This is a genomic window from Patescibacteria group bacterium, assembly GCA_041650895.1.
Lineage (GTDB): Bacteria > Patescibacteriota > Patescibacteriia > 2-01-FULL-39-33 > 2-01-FULL-39-33 > CAISTG01.
The window spans coordinates 1-18,426 of sequence record JBAZKF010000005.1 but is presented as its reverse complement, the minus strand read 5'-3'; the positions used below and the strand labels follow the sequence as shown (position 1 = coordinate 18,426).

At 43.2% G+C, this 18,426-nt stretch carries 19 protein-coding genes; all 19 read right to left on the bottom strand.

Annotated features, from left to right (window positions below; translation table 11 throughout):
* Nucleotides 1–1,455, bottom strand: a 1,455-nt coding sequence (locus WC473_05910; GenBank protein MFA5125326.1) for a nucleoside-diphosphate sugar epimerase/dehydratase, incomplete at its 3' end; no start/stop codon positions are given.
* Nucleotides 1,452–2,636, bottom strand: a complete 1,185-nt coding sequence (locus WC473_05905; GenBank protein ID MFA5125325.1) for a DegT/DnrJ/EryC1/StrS aminotransferase family protein — start codon at nucleotides 2,634–2,636, stop codon at nucleotides 1,452–1,454. The genes WC473_05905 and WC473_05910, both read right to left, overlap by 4 nt.
* Nucleotides 2,629–3,222 carry a sugar transferase gene (locus WC473_05900; protein MFA5125324.1) on the bottom strand — a complete coding sequence of 198 codons (594 nt, stop codon included), beginning with the start codon at nucleotides 3,220–3,222 and terminating at the stop codon, nucleotides 2,629–2,631. Before WC473_05900 ends, WC473_05905 begins: the two co-directional genes overlap by 8 nt.
* Before the next feature lie 11 nt (nucleotides 3,223–3,233).
* Nucleotides 3,234–4,121, bottom strand: coding sequence for a hypothetical protein (locus tag WC473_05895; protein MFA5125323.1), 888 nt, complete (start codon nucleotides 4,119–4,121; stop codon nucleotides 3,234–3,236).
* A complete protein-coding gene (locus WC473_05890) occupies nucleotides 4,118–4,636 on the bottom strand; it encodes a GNAT family protein (GenBank protein ID MFA5125322.1) in 519 nt (172 codons plus the stop codon). Before WC473_05890 ends, WC473_05895 begins: the two co-directional genes overlap by 4 nt.
* A 47-nt stretch (nucleotides 4,637–4,683) precedes the next feature.
* The gene (locus tag WC473_05885; protein MFA5125321.1) at nucleotides 4,684–5,565 is read right to left on the bottom strand and encodes a hypothetical protein; all 882 of its coding nucleotides are present in this window, start codon (nucleotides 5,563–5,565) and stop codon (nucleotides 4,684–4,686) included.
* Nucleotides 5,558–6,760 carry a glycosyltransferase family 4 protein gene (locus WC473_05880; protein ID MFA5125320.1) on the bottom strand — a complete coding sequence of 401 codons (1,203 nt, stop codon included), beginning with the start codon at nucleotides 6,758–6,760 and terminating at the stop codon, nucleotides 5,558–5,560. Before WC473_05880 ends, WC473_05885 begins: the two co-directional genes overlap by 8 nt.
* A 2-nt stretch (nucleotides 6,761–6,762) precedes the next feature.
* Nucleotides 6,763–7,953, bottom strand: coding sequence for a glycosyltransferase (locus WC473_05875; protein ID MFA5125319.1), 1,191 nt, complete (start codon nucleotides 7,951–7,953; stop codon nucleotides 6,763–6,765).
* Between the two features lie 65 nt (nucleotides 7,954–8,018).
* Complete coding sequence (locus WC473_05870) at nucleotides 8,019–9,152, bottom strand: EpsG family protein (protein ID MFA5125318.1); 1,134 nt, start codon at nucleotides 9,150–9,152, stop codon at nucleotides 8,019–8,021.
* Nucleotides 9,149–10,306, bottom strand: coding sequence for a glycosyltransferase (locus tag WC473_05865; protein ID MFA5125317.1), 1,158 nt, complete (start codon nucleotides 10,304–10,306; stop codon nucleotides 9,149–9,151). The genes WC473_05870 and WC473_05865 overlap by 4 nt, the downstream gene beginning before the upstream one ends.
* A gap of 1 nt (nucleotide 10,307) precedes the next feature.
* A complete protein-coding gene (locus WC473_05860; protein MFA5125316.1) occupies nucleotides 10,308–11,567 on the bottom strand; it encodes an oligosaccharide flippase family protein in 1,260 nt (419 codons plus the stop codon).
* Between the two features lie 120 nt (nucleotides 11,568–11,687).
* Complete coding sequence (locus WC473_05855; GenBank protein MFA5125315.1) at nucleotides 11,688–11,870, bottom strand: helix-turn-helix domain-containing protein; 183 nt, start codon at nucleotides 11,868–11,870, stop codon at nucleotides 11,688–11,690.
* Nucleotides 11,871–12,011: 141 nt separating this feature from the next.
* A complete protein-coding gene (locus tag WC473_05850; GenBank protein ID MFA5125314.1) occupies nucleotides 12,012–12,371 on the bottom strand; it encodes a hypothetical protein in 360 nt (119 codons plus the stop codon).
* Between the two features lie 4 nt (nucleotides 12,372–12,375).
* Nucleotides 12,376–13,794, bottom strand: a complete 1,419-nt coding sequence (locus WC473_05845) for an O-antigen ligase family protein (GenBank protein MFA5125313.1) — start codon at nucleotides 13,792–13,794, stop codon at nucleotides 12,376–12,378.
* A gap of 7 nt (nucleotides 13,795–13,801) precedes the next feature.
* On the bottom strand, nucleotides 13,802–15,430 hold the full coding sequence (locus WC473_05840; GenBank protein MFA5125312.1) for a polysaccharide biosynthesis tyrosine autokinase: 1,629 nt from the start codon (nucleotides 15,428–15,430) through the stop codon (nucleotides 13,802–13,804).
* Nucleotides 15,431–15,432: 2 nt separating this feature from the next.
* On the bottom strand, nucleotides 15,433–16,017 hold the full coding sequence (locus tag WC473_05835; protein ID MFA5125311.1) for a polysaccharide biosynthesis/export family protein: 585 nt from the start codon (nucleotides 16,015–16,017) through the stop codon (nucleotides 15,433–15,435).
* Nucleotides 16,018–16,036: 19 nt separating this feature from the next.
* Nucleotides 16,037–17,275 (bottom strand): outer membrane beta-barrel protein, encoded by a 1,239-nt coding sequence (locus WC473_05830; GenBank protein MFA5125310.1) that lies wholly within the window; start codon nucleotides 17,273–17,275, stop codon nucleotides 16,037–16,039.
* A gap of 35 nt (nucleotides 17,276–17,310) precedes the next feature.
* Nucleotides 17,311–17,862: a hypothetical protein gene (locus tag WC473_05825; GenBank protein MFA5125309.1), complete on the bottom strand. Its 552-nt coding sequence runs from the start codon at nucleotides 17,860–17,862 to the stop codon at nucleotides 17,311–17,313.
* Nucleotides 17,863–18,071: 209 nt separating this feature from the next.
* A partial coding sequence (locus WC473_05820) for a glycosyltransferase (protein MFA5125308.1) occupies nucleotides 18,072–18,426 on the bottom strand: 355 nt, incomplete at its 5' end.

The window sequence follows — 18,426 nt, the reverse complement described above, 5'->3', positions numbered from 1 at the left end:
GCTCATAAAATAACGCTCCACAGCCGGATGGGTGATAGTGACAGGCCCGCCTTCGGCGATCTGCTTCTTAAAGAGCGGCACCACGCTTCCCGAAGAACCGAGGACATTGCCGAAGCGCACGGCCATGAACTTGGTCTTACTGCTCTTGGCCCTCGTCTGCAGGATGATCTCTGCGATACGCTTGCTCATCCCCATGACGCTGGTCGGGTTGACCGCCTTGTCCGTAGATATCAGGATGAACCTCTCGACGGCGTAGTGGCTTGCGATATACATCAGCGTGCGGCTGCCGAAAACATTGTTCTTTGCCGCGGCAACAGGGTTCTCTTCCATCAGCGGCACGTGTTTATGCGCCGCGGCATGGAAAACGACATCAGGCCTGCTTGTCGAGAAAAGCTGCCTCAACAAACCCACATCTCTGACGTCCCCGATCACTGTCTTTGTCTTGACCTTGGGATACTTCACCTTAAACTCAATATTCAAAAAATAGAGAAAATTCTCATGGTGGTCGAAAAGAATGACCTCTTTAGGAGAAAAATAGGCGACCAGACGCGCGATCTCTGAGCCGATGGAACCCCCGGCGCCTGTGATCAATACGACCTTGTCCTTGATATAGGCGCTGACGTCTTTTAAAAGGTCTATCGAAACCGTCTCCCTGCCAAGCAGGTCTTCCGGCTGGACTTCCCGCGGCCTGATCACCAGCTTGCCGCTCAATATTTTATCCATCTGCGGGGCCATCTTGATTTTTGCCTGGGTCTTCTCGCAATACGACAAGACCTCGCGCATCTGGTCGCCCGTCACCGTCGGCATGGCAATAACAATCTCATCCACTTCGTATTTCTCGACAATCTTGGGGATAGCTTTGCGATTTCCCAAAACTCTAACGCCGTGTATCGTCTCATTCAATTTCACCCGATCGTCATCCATAAACCCGATGACTCTCCCCATATCCTGGTGTTTACGGTATTCGCGAAGAAGCATAACCCCTGTAGCCCCTGCACCCACAATAAGAATCTTTTTAAATCCAAATTTATAATTATGATAATACCTTTCCCGAACATAGCGAGAAGTAAAGCGTATACCTATCACCAACCCTGTACAAATGATCCAATCAATTGCAAATATGGTACGAGGAAAATCCTGCAAGCCAAACAAAGAAACTTCACTTAAAATAAAAATAATGGTCGCTGTCAAGCTGGCCTTGGCAATCTTCCATACATCGTCAATGCTTACGTATTGCCATAGGCCTGAAAATACGCCGAAAATAACAAAAGCTATGACCTTAGAACATAACACTATCGGCAGGCGATGATAGAATGTTATCCAATATGTAAGGGGGATTTTAAAATCAAAGCGTAAAAGAAAAGCCGCCCAGAAAGAAAATACGATGATGAAAAGATGCGTCAGGATGATCAGGATCCTGCGGAAACTCACTATCGAGTCTTTGATCTTTTTCATCTTGCCGCCTTCTTAAGGATCCTTTTCATGCGTTCGGCAATATTATACATGTCTTCTTTATTCAGTGTCGGATGTACCTGAAACATCATAGAAGTTTCGCCTAATTCTTTAGCAATGGCTAATCTTTCCTGCCGAGGCCTGCCGATCCTGCGATAATAATCCACAAAGGCCTTTTCTTTATATACTTCCGGGCATGAACCAGAACCGCAGTGAATCCCTTCCTTAGCAAGCTCATCCAGGATCCTATCCCGTGTCCAACCCGCCCCTAACATATCAGATCGTATATACACATAATATTTATAATACGCATGATACGCCTCTTTAGGAGGAATAGCTACTCTTAAGGCAGGCATTTCAGCAAAATGTTTATCCAAGATGGAAGCGAGCCGGCGTCTTTTTTCGACCCATCTATCCAATTTCTTCAGCATAATCCTGCCTATAGCTGCCTGCATCTCGGTCAGGCGATAGTTTGTCCCGAATGAATTGACAATCCAGGCGAATCCAGCTCCCTGTTTCTTATTGAGAGCTTTATCGCGATTCCTGCCATGATCCTTCAAGCTCCATGCCGCATCGCATAACATCTTATTATTTGTTGCCAAAAGCCCACCCTCTCCCCCTGTAGTGATAACTTTATCCTGGCAAAAAGAAAAACAAGCAATGTCGCCAAAACTTCCAACGGGCTTGTTGTTATATCTTGCTCCATGCGCTTGGGCACAGTCTTCGATTAGGTAGATATTCTTTTTATTACAAAAATCCTTCAGGCCATCCAAAGCACAAGGCCAACCAGCTAAATGCACCGCGATGACCGCTTTGGTCCTGGAAGTAAAAACCCTTCTGACTGTTTCAACGGTTATATTGCCACTCTGCCTGTCCACATCGGCAAATACAGGAACAGCTCCTCTTAAAGCAATACAGCTTGCCGATGCGACAAAAGTCCGAGGAGTAACAATAACTTCATCTCCTTTGCCAACCCCTAATGCGGCCAGAGCAACGTCCAAAGCTACACTGCCATTCGCAAGGGCGACACAATGCTTTACCCCTAAATATCGGGCATATTCTTTCTCGAAATCAAAAACTTCTGTTCCGGTCCACTGGTTTACCTTGCCGGACCGCAATACTTTTGCTACGGCCTCTATCTCTTCCTTGCCATAATATGGCCAGGGAGCAAATTTTCTATTCATGGAACGGCCTCCCAAAAACTGTCATCAAGAGATACTTCATATCTCCTAAAAAACTCTGATTTTTGACATATTCTCTATTAAGGCGCACTTTATCCGGATAAATAACCTCGGCATTATACTTATCAGGATCTGCCTGCGCTGCCAAAAGCGCTTCCTCATTCCTATACTTTAATGTGGCCGGACCTGTAATTCCCGGACGCACGGTCAAAATAATTCTGTCTTCTCCCTGTAATTTATCCGCAAAACCCGGCACATCCGGCCTTGGCCCAACAAAACTCATATCACCTTTCAGCACATTGATTAATTGCGGTAACTCATCCAGCTTGAACCGACGCAAAATCTTTCCTATAGGGGTTATTCTCGAATCATGCCCTGTAGTCACCGAAGTTCCAATTTGATCCGCATCTATAACCATCGTACGAAATTTATATAATTTAAAAATTTTTCCACTCAGACCAACACGATCCTGTCTATAGAACACAGGACTACCGGCAGCAATTTTAAGAAGCAATGCCGCAACCATAAGGATCGGCGAAATAAGAACAATACCAAGAAACGAGACAATAAAATCAAATAGACGCTTCATAATGCTCAGGATTATCCTCGCCCCGTCAATCTATAATAAACATGAGGTTTATACCTACGCAATATCGCTTCTACAAATGGATGTATGTACACCATCGATGGCAAATACACCACAGGAAAACCCATGCCTTCCTTATAGGCGACTAAGCTTTGATCTTCTCGTGAATGTTGCCCATAGACTATTTCATGGATTGCATCCGAACGACGACATATTTGAACAAAATCATAAACCAAGGCGGTGCCAATTTGAGTAGACAAATGCTCAGTTGCAAGAATTAACGAATCCATATAGGCCGTTGATCCAACAGCATGTCCAATCAAATAACCGGCGAGGCTATTTCTGACGAGTCCAGCTAAAGCAAGAGTTTGAACCATGAAATTTTGAGCAACGGTCCCCAAATAAACCTTTCTAGTTGGTATAGAAGAGTATCCAGTGCGAATCGCAGATGACCTAAAAACTTCATAACCCCTATCATTAAGCATTGCTGGGCCAGTTAACTCAACAACCGTCACAGAGTTGCGACTCTTGCGTAACGCATTACGACGTTTAGCAGTAAGATAATTCATATCATATTTTGAAATATCTCTCAAGAGATGTACCGGCATTGTACCATTTGCTGCTGAAGCATCTTCCTCCGCCAAAGTGGCACGATACCCCCAACAAAATGAGGTAGGCCTAATGGCTTTGGCTGCTGGTATCCGTGCCAACCAGTGCAATGCTTGATAAAAACCTGGGTGTGTTTCTCGCCAAAATTGTCCATTTTTTTCAATAATCTTATCCCCCATAGCCCTACATTTCCGTGCAAATTCAAACTCAGTATATGGAATAATGGCTGATTCGCTTATTGGTCGAGTTTGAGAGATTAAAGATGTCCAATCCATTTGATTTTTTTCTATCAAGATTGCTTAATTAAACAAGTATAGCCAAATATATAACAACGAGCCTCTCCAATTTCAAAAAACCCAAATTTTTTGCATAGGGAGATGGAAGCCGAATTCTCTTCAGAGGTAAGCCAGTAAATATCGCCTTTTCCAGAATGCCTCGCAAGAATTTCAGAGAGTACACAACTAGCTATTCCCTGTTTTCTTGTTACAATATCTGTCCACACTGGCCCTATAAAAAAATCATTTTTTTTCATAAAAGGATATTTCCAATATTTAGGTATCACAAAACTATAATGTTTGATAGAGGAATCACGAATATCGCGGATAATAAATATCTTATATGAATCCTTCCCTAACAGAATTTTCCAAATAAAAGAGGCATACAAAACAACAAACATTCTTACACTACAATTCCTTGGAGCTAACTGAAATAATCTTGGTTTCCAAACCTCTAAAACATAATTAGAAGGAATGATTTTTTCATAATCTACTCTCTCTTTGGATAGTTTTTTAAAAAGAATATTCTTCATCTATTTTCACTATTCTAGTGTAAAAATATAATGGTAAATTAAAAATTTTATGACCGTTTTATCTCCTCCAGTTTATAAAACGCGGCTAACGGCTGATATAATTTCCCCAATATTTGTCGGTACGGATATGTCAAAGACATACATGCACCGGCGAAAAAACGATAGTGCATTATTAATCTGATCGGCTGTCTTCTAAAGAAAAATTTCTCCGTAAGATATTCTTGAATATTTGTTTCATGCAGAAGACTGCGGAAACCAGCATTTGCATACAGAAATTTTTCTTTATTTAAATAATACCTGTTCATTTCGTAGAAAAGAGCATAGCTCGGATAAAGACGAAGAAAATCATCACGAAATCTTATTATCCAGTAATAGACCTCTGTTTTGTCGTATAAATAATTCTGTGCATACGCAATAAATTTTCCAGTTTCCTTCTCAAAAACTCCCCAGTAATGAACAATATCATCGAAACCATTCGTAAGGGCAATATTCTTTCTGAATTGCTCTTCAGATGTCCTCAACCAATCTTTTTTATATCGCCTAAAACCAGAGGAGAATACTGACCATGCATATTGGACCATAAATTGCGCATCGATCCTGCGCACAATGCAATTATTTAGCCCGCGCCTTACCTTGCTTCGTGTGTTAGCCGAAAGATTTGCTAAATCATAAGGAGTATCACAAAGTATTACATACCAAGCATCGGGTTTTTTGACAAATCCCCCCCCACCTCGAATTAATATACATTCTTTAAAAAAATGCAACAAAGCATCCTGGCTCCTTTTTATAGCGGCGGCATGATCATGCGACACAGGACCTATTGGAACAATCATCTTTTGATAATGTGTCCATAAAACACCATCTAACAGAAGAGTTTTTTTACCCTGATTCCTAAATAAATCTTGATATCTATTTACTGAATCAAACATTGTTATAATTCTTTATCCCCATTTCATGCAAAATTACCGCATTGACTTCTCGAATATTATATCGTTCTTCTACATAGCAACGACTTTCATTGCCCATAATGGCAATCTGATCAGTGTGTTTTAAAAAAAACAGCATAGCCGTTGCCAATGATTCTACATTCTTTACTGGTACCATAATACCATTAAGGCCAACTCTTAGATTTCTTACTTCTTCCGTCTCCGGCAATACCTCAGCGAGTGCTTTTTTAATCGTTTCCCTACATCCAGGCGCATCAGTAGTAATGATCGCCCTGCCGACAGACATTGCCTCAAGCACTGTCCGAGGTATGCCCTCCCGATAAAAAGAAGGCAATACGTAAACATGACAATCTCGAAGGAGTGGACGTACGTCACTAATATACCCGGCATAATTAATTATTCCACCTTCTTGCCATGAATCCAATTCGTCTTGCTTTATAGAATTTGGGTTATCATCTAAATCTCCTGCAAGCACAAATTCAACATTCTGATAGCTCGTTCGCACCATCCTCGCCGCCTCTACGTATTCCCTAACACCTTTATCTTTTAACAAACGACTAACCATAAGGAATCTTATGCAAGAAAGTTTCGGTAATTCTTCTCTTGCATAATATTGAAGGTCAACCCCTATGCCATTAAGTAATATTGCCTTCTCTCCAGATATATATCTTTCTCGAACAAATTGATTTAAGTCGTCTGGGTTGAGCAAAAAAACACGCTTACTGCTCAACAGCCCTATTCGATACAACCACCTAGCCACAGTTGAAGACAAAACATGTGATAGCGATTGATATGGCATAAATATATAGCCAAGGCCTTCTATCATTGAGAATATATTTTTGACACCGCATAACCTTGCTGCTAATCCACCATAAATAATAGGTTTAATAGTATAAGTTAAAACAATATCTGGTTTAATCCGCCGCATTAAATTGATTAAATCCAATATGGTAACAAGGTCAGCCAATGGATTCACCCCTGCTCGCTTAATGTGAATTGGGTAATACTCTGCGCCCATTTCCAATACCTTAGTTTCAATAGAGGCATCTCTCCCATTAGCGGCAGTGCATACTTTAACCCCTTTCTCTATTATAGCCTTGATTAATGATCCGCGAAAATTGGTTAGCGAACCAGGCAATACCCCAACAATTAAACAGCAAACTCTATCTTTCATCATCTTTAATAGCGCTTTTTCCCGATGTACTCTATAAATTGACGCCAAAAAGCATCTCTTCTATCATCTATCCGCTCTCCATAGTAATTCTGAGCCTCGCTAAAATTCCGTTGAGCCTGTTGAATACGCCAGACATTATCTAGAACCATCCTCTCCAATTGCTTGGCTAATGTTTTGTGATCTCCAGGGCGATGTAAACATTCTTTCGGCAATAATTCAGGAATACCTCCACAAGTTGACCCTAGGGCTGGCAACCCTCTGCTCATAGCTTCTATGAGCGCCCGAGGTAATCCTTCTTGGAAACTTGGCTGAATATAGATATCTAAGTCATCAAGCCACTTCATGACTGGATATCCACTCGGTAAACATCCATCCAAACGCAACAAATCAATAACGCGCAATTGCTTGGCTTCTTGGCGCCAAATGTCTAGATTCCCATCACCTAAAACACGCAATTCAAGTGCCATGCCTTGATCCACTAATCTGTGCAATGCGCGCAATGCAACATGTAACCCCTTATAACGAGTAAACAGCGAACCGATCATGCCGACTACAAAAGTCTTTGGAAAACCTGGTTGTGCTGCACGCCATCCAGAAATTCTTTGTTCAAGAATAACCTTAGAAACCGCATTAATCTGTACATCTGACACACCACAAGACACCCCCTTGCAAGGATATCGCCTCTGCAAGTATTCGCTAGTTACATACTTAGCAAAGTCTGCCTGTCTAATCCAATAAGAAGAATCCAGCCAGGCGATGGGGGCGTACAACTTACCCAGTAACGTCCCATAATTCCAATAAGCATCCCATATATCACAAACTACCTCAACCGCCCATGGGATTCCTCTATTCTTTGCCTCGCGTGCAGCTAACCAACCAAGCGATGATTGGCATATTACGACTGCATCGCAACTATCCATCTGTTTTCGAATAATTTGTAGTTTCTGTTTCTTCTGTAATTGTATCAATGGTTTATTGTGATCATCTGGCGTTCCAACAAATGTAATGTTCGGGCCAGAAGACAAATTCCACCTTTCTGGCACTTCTTTGACATCGGACATCCGGCAAACCAAAATCAACGTATCAAAATGCTTCAGATACCTCGTCCAGTAAGTATATGGAAATTGGCCGTTAGAATACACCTTGCCATCGGGCGTGCGTATAAAACGTGCGCTGTTAATAAGCAGGACTTTCATATCTACTATTTCTAGTTATGTTACTAAAACTACAAGAAATAATTATTATCGCATTAAATTTAAAATTACCAGTCCCTCCAATACGTTCCACCAAATAAGATAGACATATAAGGAGGGCAATTAAACGTAATGCTATTTAAATAAAACGAACCGACTGCGAACAAAGAGAGCAAAACGGCAACTAACATCCTTTGGCTAGGTTTAAATAATACTAACAATGAAACGATTATCACCGGTTCTCCTACGCTCAATAATATTCCACAACGTGAGGCAAATAACGCAATATCATTAAAAATAAACCTCCATATCGTCGAAGCACAATAGAAAACAAATAGAACATTAAAATACTTTAATTGTTTCGTTAAAAAATCTCGATACTTCAATGCCAATAAACAAATTACTAACTGCTTTAGCATTGTTGGCCTTAGCACACCTGCTGCGTAACCGAATCTTTCATCTCCAAGATAATTTAAGCCATTATCTAATATGACACTGCTACCTTTAAATTGCATGAAGTGGCTAAATACTAAATTAGCAACAGGTGTAAAAGCGCCTAAAATAAAGGCCCCGATTATTAAGAAGAACAATGTCTTCGTTGAAAATTTTAATCGATACAATAAATAACCAAACAAAACAAAAATTGAAGAAACGTGGAAAAAACATGCAATGAGAACCATAATAAAGAATATTGAATCCTTTTTATTAACCAAATAAGACATCCCAAATAAAACAAATGCCATTGCAATACCAGTTCTCATTGCCACCATTGCTCCGCTAAAATAGTGAGTTGCATAGAAAAAAACGACTGAAAGAATAAAATACGGTGAATATTTTTTATAGGCATATAGATCCAATGCCACAGTAATGAAAGCAAAAGACAGAAACATAGTGAGGGGATTATCAGAAAAACATTTGAGAACTGAGTTAAAAAGAAGAAAAAGATATTCCATTCTAAGCTGTACAAAGGTATTCCCCCATAGAAATACTGGCAATGGAGGAATCATATCATAAAGCCATATATAGGCTTCCTGGTCGCTCCAACCAATTCGTGTACCGGCAAAAAGCGAAAGAATAAAAACTAAAAAACAGTACAAAATCAGTCTCTTAGTTTCACTATTTTTTCTAAAATCAAAAAATAACGATAGACTAATAAGAAAAAACAGAAATAAATAATATATATACCATCCTCTGATAATCATTTCTGATATTCCTCATTATGATATAAAGATAATAATCTTTTTATATTTGTTTTTAGATCAAAGGTAGAATTGCGATATTGAGATAAAAGCATTTCGGAATCTTCTATCTTTGGACGGGAGAGAAAATCTTCTGCCTTATTAACCCATTCATCAAAGGATCCCTCCAAATTCAATAGCATTGTGCTTTTTGAATTAAGAACGGCTTCTTTAGAAAAAGTATCTGCTCCCAGGCAATAACAACCAGCCAATTGAGCCTCAATAAAAGCTAACGGCAACCCTTCATATAAAGAAGGAAGCAGAAAAACATCGATGACTGATCGCAAAAGATTTGGCACATCATCTCTAAGGCCTAAAAAAATAACTCTGTCCGAAATACCCATGTTCCTAACCTGTTTTTCAATAACTCCCTTTAAGCTTCCATCGCCTACCAATAGTAAAAAAATATTATTCCCGCGATCCAGCATCTTTTTAAAAAGTTTGATCAGAAAAAAATGATTTTTTACTGGCTCAAATCTACCGATATGCCCAATTACCTTAGCACCAACCGGAATACCAAGTGATAGCGACAATAATCTATCTCTGGGGATGTCAAAACGCTTGAAATCTATTCCGCAAGGCAATACTTGCCATCTGGAATCTTTGGCCCAATTTTTCCCAAATTGATCCGTTGCCGTTTCAGAGCTTCCGCCAACGCCCTTTGTTGCAAAAAGATGAACGAGAAGGCGCATTGATTCAATATATACCCTCCTCAGAAAATTACTATGGCTTTCTTTAAGTCTCGTATCAGTATGTGAATGCACAATACGCACTGGTATTTTTAAAATATAACCGACTAACACAATAAACCCACCAAAATAGTGCACATGAGAATGAAACGCATCATACGGACCATTTTCACGCACAATTTTCTTTAAATCATCATAAATAGAGAATAAAGATGGCTGGATGCTCTTTGACTTAAAAAGTTTACAGCCTAATTTGAAGATTTCATTATCAAGAGCAGCTTCTTTAGAAGAAATCGCAAAAAAATCGAATTGATAATCAGAGGCAGGAAGATTTCTCGTAACGTTTAACAGCCATGTCTCAATACCTCCAACATTAAATCCACCAATAATATGCAGGACCTTGATCGGTCTCTTTTTTTCGTCTTTCATACTAATTACTCCTGAAAGCTCGTCTAATGATAAAAGTACCACCTACAATTTGAATCAAGGCTGATACAATAAGCGCTATTGCCGCGCCATATAGCTTGAAAGACGGTATTAGCAAAAATGCAAATAGAAATGTCGCCGTAAGAACTGTTAAAAATAATGGCACCTGTAGATTAAACTGCCTTGCCGCGGTCATTGCATAACCTAATGCCGATGCTACCCCAGACAGCGTGGCTGATATCATAAGAACAACAAACAACCTTGAATATGTTGCATATTCAGAAGTATAAATAAGTGTTAGTATTTTTTCACCACCAATAAGAATAACTAAAGTTCCTAACAAACCTATCATAAGATTTATAAGAATAATTTTTTTAGTGAGTGCATTAAAAGCCAAAATATCTTTGTTAGCAAAATACTGCGCTAATCTTGGAGTTACGGTTTGGCCTAATGCCTGAATGAACATATTTACTGCAACTGTCGTATATGCCAACGCGGCAAAAATACCAAGATCTCTTGAGCCAAGATATTTCGCAATTGCATAATTAGGTATATTTGTATTCAACGAAATAGTCCCCATCACAATCCCCAATGGAAAGGCAAGAACGATAATGCGAAAAAGGATTGTTCGACGATCTAAGAATGAAAAAAATGATAGCTTAACCAATGAACAATGAGAAATGCCTTCCACTGTCTCTAACAAACGTCTCCCCATCTGCCAATCATAAAGAGCCAGCACAACCATCCATGCGCACAAAAGGCCAAACAACGACCAGGGGAGATTTAATGAGAAATAAAATACAGAACCTAAAACTACAACGGAAAGAACACCTTTGATAATCATAGATTTTGCAATAATGGACATCTTCTCGTGTTGTTGAAACAAACCATAAAAGACATCGCTTAAAGACTCAACCGATTTGGCCGAAGCAAGAACAAGTGTTGCCAAAAACACGATTTTTTCAAAATGCCCTACACAAAGAATTAATAAAACTATGAAGAATGCTACGACCGTTGATACAATCCTCACGGCCATATAATCAGAAAAAAAATATTCTTTTTTTGCATCAGTCGCCTGGACTCCACGCAATTGCATATTCGTAATCATAATCACAGGCGTAATGATCGCGGAAGCCAGGGCAAATTGCCCTACGACTTGCGGACTACCGAGCTTAGCAAGAACAACCAACATCCCCCATTGACAACCTGCATAGATCGCATTGCCGACTAGAGTCCAAGAAAAGTTTTTTTTCAAAGAGGTCATTTTGACTTTTGGTTTCCTTAGCTACCACCCAATCTGGTCACCTACCCCATACGTCAACATCGTTCGCTTCGCTCCAGATGAATCCTAGCTATACACAAGCAAAAATCTAACAGTGCTTTTTTATAGACCTTTATAGCGCCGGCGAATATACCTGTCTATTTCCTGCGCAGGGATGCGATAGCCGCCGCGGCGGCCCTCTTTATAAGCGACGATCCTCTTGTCCCTTATCAGGGAACGCAAATACTCTTCGCTGACTCGCAGGATATTCGCAGCTTCTTTAGTCAATAGCAGTTTTTTGTCCATTTGTTGTGGGGGTTCATCCCGTTAGAGAACTCGTTCTCTAACGGGATACATGCTGTTTAACATGGTTTATCACAATTAAAGACAAGACGTTAAAGTATAACACATCTTTCCCAATCATCAAGGGCATGATATTAAAATATTTTAATAAGTCTGCTGTGCTAAAGATTGTGTCAACAGAGGGGCGTAACTCGCATAGACCTCTTGATATGCCTTGCTGAAAGGCCTAAGCTCAACGGCCTGTTTGAGCTGGGAGAGAACAAGCTGGACAGTAAAATAATCGGGCGCAGAGTTCTTTTTGGCAAGATCAAGGGCATAACCCATATGATATACGGCATTGGAGGGTTCAGTCTCTATGGCTTTTTCATAGAGGCCGGCCTTAAAATAATATTCGGCATTCAGCGGATTAAGGGCGCTGGAGCTATAATGGCTTGCCGCAAAAAGCACAACGAGATAGCCGCAATAGAGCGCGCTTAAAACAAATATAACGATCCTTGTTTTCATAAGCCTACCTTAATTTACGCAGGGCCGACGCAAACAATCGGACAAAATATATCCAAAACGCCGCGATAAAAAATATGCCCACAATGCCTGTTTCAGACACAAGCTGAAGATAATCACAATGCGCATAGAGCAAAGATTTTCCTCCCCATTCATGGGTGCGGTATTTGGGAAAGATGCTCTGGAACGTCCCGAAACCCGTGCCGGTTACAGGAAAATCCCTGACGATATTCTTGGTATCCTGCCACATTTCAGGCCTCATCTCGCTCAAAACCGAAGATTCGCGGATAACAGAACGGGCGACGCTGTTTAATTCGTGGAATCTCTCAAATGTCTCATCAGGGCCGATCCAGAAGATAACGATACCGCTTAAAAGCATCACCAGGACAAAAAAGAAAAGCAGTCTTCCCCGTCGGCTTTTTCTGGTGCGGATAATGATCAGGAAATAAAAGGCGGATGCCGCCATCATGAAGCTCAAGATCCCTCCACGGCTGGATGAATAAAAGATAGAGCCGATCATCACCGTCACGCAGAAGAACTGGCGCATGGCGCTGCTGGCTTCCTGAGAAGAAAACCACATCAGCTTGTCCTTTATGCCCGTGGTCCTGAAAAACGACGAATACCGCACCTTGGCCATAAAAGACGCCAAAGCCAGGCTCGCGCACATCCCCATGAACCCGGCATAATGGTCGTAATTGACATAAGGCCCAAAATGAGAGCCGTCTTTTTCTATCAGCCAATAGATCTTTGGACTGCCGCTTAATTTATGCGCAATACCGAACAAGGCAATGGCAAAACCGATATAGACAATAGCATTAACTGTCTTTTGTATAAAAACAAAATCAACCCCCTCCTCTCTACCCATCGCAACTGCCAACCCTAATAAGACCGTAAAATAAAGCGCGTTGGCTGTAATGTGCAGGTTAAAATCGACCAGACTGTGCAGGAGGATCGCCAGGACTCCTGTCAGGCAGCCGAGTTTCAAATAGACGAGTGTATTATGTTCCAGGTCGCCAATCTTGCGGCCGTCGCCCTGTAATACCCTGAAAAGAATGAACAATAATATAAGCCCGCAGACGATGATCTTGATGAACTCCGATATCGTCAACCACGGATAGACGCTGATGGAGCGCCAGGAATTCATCCATGGATATGTGAGGGAATATTCCGAGTAGAATTTATACGTATGAAAAGAGAGTATTTTAAGGATGACCGGCGGCAGAGGGACAAGTTGAAAGATCACGTATCCCGCAAAGACAATGCTCATCAACACGACGGGAAACGTGAAAAGTTTTTTAAGACTGAAATCCGGCTGGAAGACCGCAGAGTTGAATAAGATGACGGCGACGATCGAGAACAGCGTGATGGACCAGGCATGCACCGAGCCCAGCGCCAAAGGCAGGAAGATCAATAATGCGATAAACAAAGCATCGCTATACCTTCTGAGCATTCTGCAGGTAGTAATTGTAATACGCGTATTCTTTGGAATCCTCAAGCTTCGCCATGTTCAGGACGCTGCCGAGGACCCTGGCATGCACGGAATGAATGAGCTTCGCGGACCTGATGGCAGCCTGCCTGTGCGTCAGGCCGGCTTTGCAGACGAGGATGACGGCGTCGACCTTTGTGGAAAGGACGACCGCATCTGTCGCCGCCAGGACAGGCGGCGCGTCAAAAATGATCCTGTCATAATGTTTCAAGAGTTCTTCGATCAACAACCCCAGTTTCTTTGACCCCAAAAGCTCCGCCGGATTCAAAGCAATGGCCCCGCAGGATATAAAATCGAGGTTGGCGACACCCGTGTCTTTGGTGTATTTCCTGAAATCCATATGCTCGCTTGCCAAAAGCTCTGTCAGGCCGTTCTCGCAGGGCTTGTTGAAAACCGTATGCAGGGCCGGCTTGCGCAGATCGCCTTCGACAAGGATGACCCTGCCTTCGAATTTGGCAAAAGCAGTCGCCAGATTGACGGCAGAAGTTGTCTTGCCTTCGGACGGCCCGGCGCTGGTAACCAAAAGGATTTTCTTGCTCAAATCAGGATTACTGTAAATGATCCCTGTCCTCAAACTTCTGAACCTTTCGGCCAGGATCGAGCGGTTGTCTTTGGCAGAAACAAGCGCGCATGGGAACGAATCTTTTGCGTCTTTCTCCGGCTGATAAGGCGGCACAGCCGCCAGGCACGGCATATGCAGAAAATTCTCGATATCCGACGGATTTTTTATGCTCTGGTCGATGTTTTCCAAAAGGAAAACGAATGCTACGCCAGAAAAACCGCCTAAAAACAACGCCAGAAACAGATTTAAAAGAAGTTTCGGCCTCACCGAAGATTTAGCTACCTGGCCGGCGTCGAGTATTTTGATATTAGGAGTAGAGCCCTTTTGCTTTTCGCCTTTGATCTTGGCATCAATAGCGTCGATCTCCGAACGCAGGCCCTGGATAATGGGATGTTTTTCCTTCACATATTTCAGGTTCTGGTCGATCTCCGACTCAAGCTCGCTCTTGCGCTGGATGAGCTGGTCCATCGAGGAAAACACGATATAGGCATTGACCCAATTGTTGGCGATCTCGGCCGCAAGCTTCGGATCCACGTCTTCGGCGCTGATCTCGATGATCTGGGTCATGCGCACAGGGCTCACCTTGATACGCTTCAAAAGCAAGCCGATGCGCTCATCCTTGGTCAGCTTGCCCGAATCCCTGCCTCTGCCGCGCAAACTGCCCCAGGGCTGATATCCGCCGAGCGTATCATAAGCCAATTGCCCGACAGAACGGCTCTTCAAAACCTCGATCTGTGAATTAAAATAGTTAGCGCGGTCTTCGTAGTCGGTAAAAACCTGGTCATCCACCTTGGTGATGCGCGGGGCCTTGTTTTCAACAAGGATGCGGGCCGTGGATTTATAGACCGGCCGCGCAATCAATGAATACAGGAATGCGATGCCCACGCACACATAAACAAAATTAAGGATCAGCCTGTAGTGCTTCTTCAACTTGAGAAACACTTCATGAAGGTCGATCTCGATGATAGCGTCTTCCTTGTGGAACGGCTCGTTGACAATGGGAGAGTTGGGCATTTTTAGAACAAGCTTTCCGGCACAACGACCACGTCGCCTGCCTGAAGATAAACATTATCTTTCTGTCTCTTGCCGTTGATGATATCGTTCAGCCTGACGGGTATTTCCTTTTTTGTCCCGTCAGCGTTGGTGCGCACGATCTTGGCGCGGTTGGGGGATGCGATCTTGCTGAAACCTTCCGCCAGCGATATGGCTTCGACCACCGTCAGCTTACCCTTGATAGGATACGCCCCGGGTTTTTTGACTTCGCCGATCACCGACACCGTGCTGTATTCTTCGATGACGACGCTCACCTGGGGATTGACAAGATAATCTTTTTCAAGAAGGGTATAAAGTTTGTTCTCAAGCTCGGATACGGTGAGGCCCTCCACATCGACTTCTCCGATAAGAGGGAATGTGATGAAGTTCCTGGAAGAAACACGCACCTTCTGAGAGATCAGGCCGTCCTTGCCGTAATGCACGTCGATCTGAAGCAGGTTCTCCGGGCCGATGCGATAAGCCTTCTCTGCTTCGGCGAAAAGCCCGCGCTGCATCGAAAAAACAAACAACAAAGCTATCGCCGTCCTTAATATGGGGTGTTTAGGCATAGGAAACGTAATGGCGGGGCTATATCATCAAGGTGATGCTCACCATCACCTGATTGTCCGTATAATCCTGCGTATCTATGTTCGAGAAATCTTTTGCGAATCCATAGCCCACTTTTGCCTTGATCCACTCTTTGGCCTGGTATTCGAGGGCCAAGCCGGCGTTCAAGATCGTATCGCGGCGTTTTTTGTTTGCCGTTGGGCTGACTTCCGGATAAAGGTTCCTGTCGATGCCAAGGTTACAGATCAACGTGTAATTACGCGCCAGACGCTGTTCCAATTCCATCTGGAGGGAATTATTATTGTAATAGTTATTGTTCTCATAAATGGATTCAATAGCCGTGTCCCAGAACGTCAGCCTCAATTGTGTGCGGTCGCTGAACTTGGTATATGTCCCTATTTCCGCCACAAAATGGTCAAAACCCTTTTCACCAGCGTCATTATATTCCCTGTTCTGGTAGCCGAACTTGGCAACGCCGATCGTCTTGCCTGTCAGATCGCCCTTGAAGCCGGCCCTTATCTGGTTAAAATGCCCGTCGCGGGAATTATCTTTTGTATAATCGATGACGGCGTAGTTGTATTCCAGCAAGGCCTTTGTCTTGGGAAAAAGCTGGTAGTATAACGTATCGGTACCGACGTCTTCGGTGTAATTATAATTATTGAGGTCCAGGGCATTAAAATGCCTGGAAAAATGGCCATAGGCGACTTCATTCGCCAGCTTGTTGAACTCCGTCCCTAAAAATACTTCGCCTGTATTTTCCGTACGCCTGAGCAACGTGGTGAATTCCGTGCCGGCCCTATCCGATGTCTTATTGAAGAAATCCCTGAAAGCGAAATAACCGAAAGGAAGCTGGAAATTGAGCAGACCTGTAACATCCTGGTCCTGGTAGTTATTTTTACTGTGATTAAGGTAACTGCCCAGCTTGGCGTTATACAGGACCTGGAAATTATGGCGCTCGTCAATGCCGAACGGCAGATCCATGAACACTCTCGGGTTGACTTCGTTGATCATGTCCGCTGTTTTACTCTCAGGGTCCAGATAGATGTTGTCATCATACATCTCGGAAACGGTCAATGAACCCCTGAACCTTGCCTGCCCGACGCGTATGGCGTTCTCTTTATTGAGCTCTTTGCCCAGGACGATGCCTTCGGGCTGAAACTCCTGCGTCAGGATCTGGGTCTGCCAGATGCTGGCATGGGCCTGGCCGGCCAGAAGCAACACAACGGCCTGCGACAAAATCAACCTCTTCAAATACTTCATGGTATTCTCCCTTTAAGGGCTTAATTGAGGACCGTTTACGCGAAAGGACTGACGACTTCTCCGCGGCCGCCTTCCAATTGCTCGGCGTTCGGCGTCCTGGGAAATCTGAAAGCCTCGGGTTTCCTTGTTACGACGGCCTCGCCCAGGATAATGGTGGAATCAACTGTGCCGTCCGGATTCAGGCGAAGGTTGACCTTGGACGTCTCTCTGATCTGCAGGGTATAAGCGCCTATGAGCACCGACGCCGTAGACTTGCCTGTGGTGCTGACAACAGCACTGCCGTCCATGATGGTGATCACAGAACCATCGGGAATAGCCGGCATCTCTTCACCCGGCTTGACGACGATCTGCTTTCCATCGGGCATCATGATCTTTACTGTGCCCGTGGGGTTATCCACGTTAATGGCGGCAAAAGACACCCCTGAAAGCATAAAAACGAACAACAACACCCATACGATCAGCCTGAGCTTCATATGTCTCTCCTTATTTAATGTTCCTCTATCTATTCTTAAAGGTGATTTTCCGACGGGTGAAAACCAGAGATGATATGCCTCGGAAGGAAAATTGTTATCTGTCTGGTGCGACAAAAGGGAACCCCCGACAACCTGCTCACGACCGCAGACAGGCACCTATTCCTGTTTTCCAAGCCCTGCGAGTCAGTGTTCGAAATTATACCATACTAAACACTTTTGTAAAGATTTTTTTTATTTATTTTTCCTGGAGAAAAAACACGCCATGAAACAGAACTTAAAACAAATCAACGAGTTCTTCCCCTGCTCAAAACTTGATTTCGTCATCAGCTTGCTTTCAAAACTCTCTCATAGATATGAAAAGTCTCATCCGCGGCCTTGTCCCAGTGATAACGTTCCAATATCTGTCTGGCTTGCGCATCCCTTGCTTCCTGCGGCATGGGCTTATCAACGAATTCCTTGATCTTATGGATAAGGGTCACCGCATCCCACGGCTTGAAGTATCTGTCCTCGGACAATCCAAGCTCCTGATTGGCCGGGATATCCGAAGCCAGGCAGGAAACTCCATAGCTCATGGCCTCAAGCAGGGCCAGCGGCAGGCCTTCATAATAAGAAGGAAGGATAAAAAGCCCGGCGTGGGCATATAATTCCCAGAGACGCGCGCCGGAAAGATACCCCGCC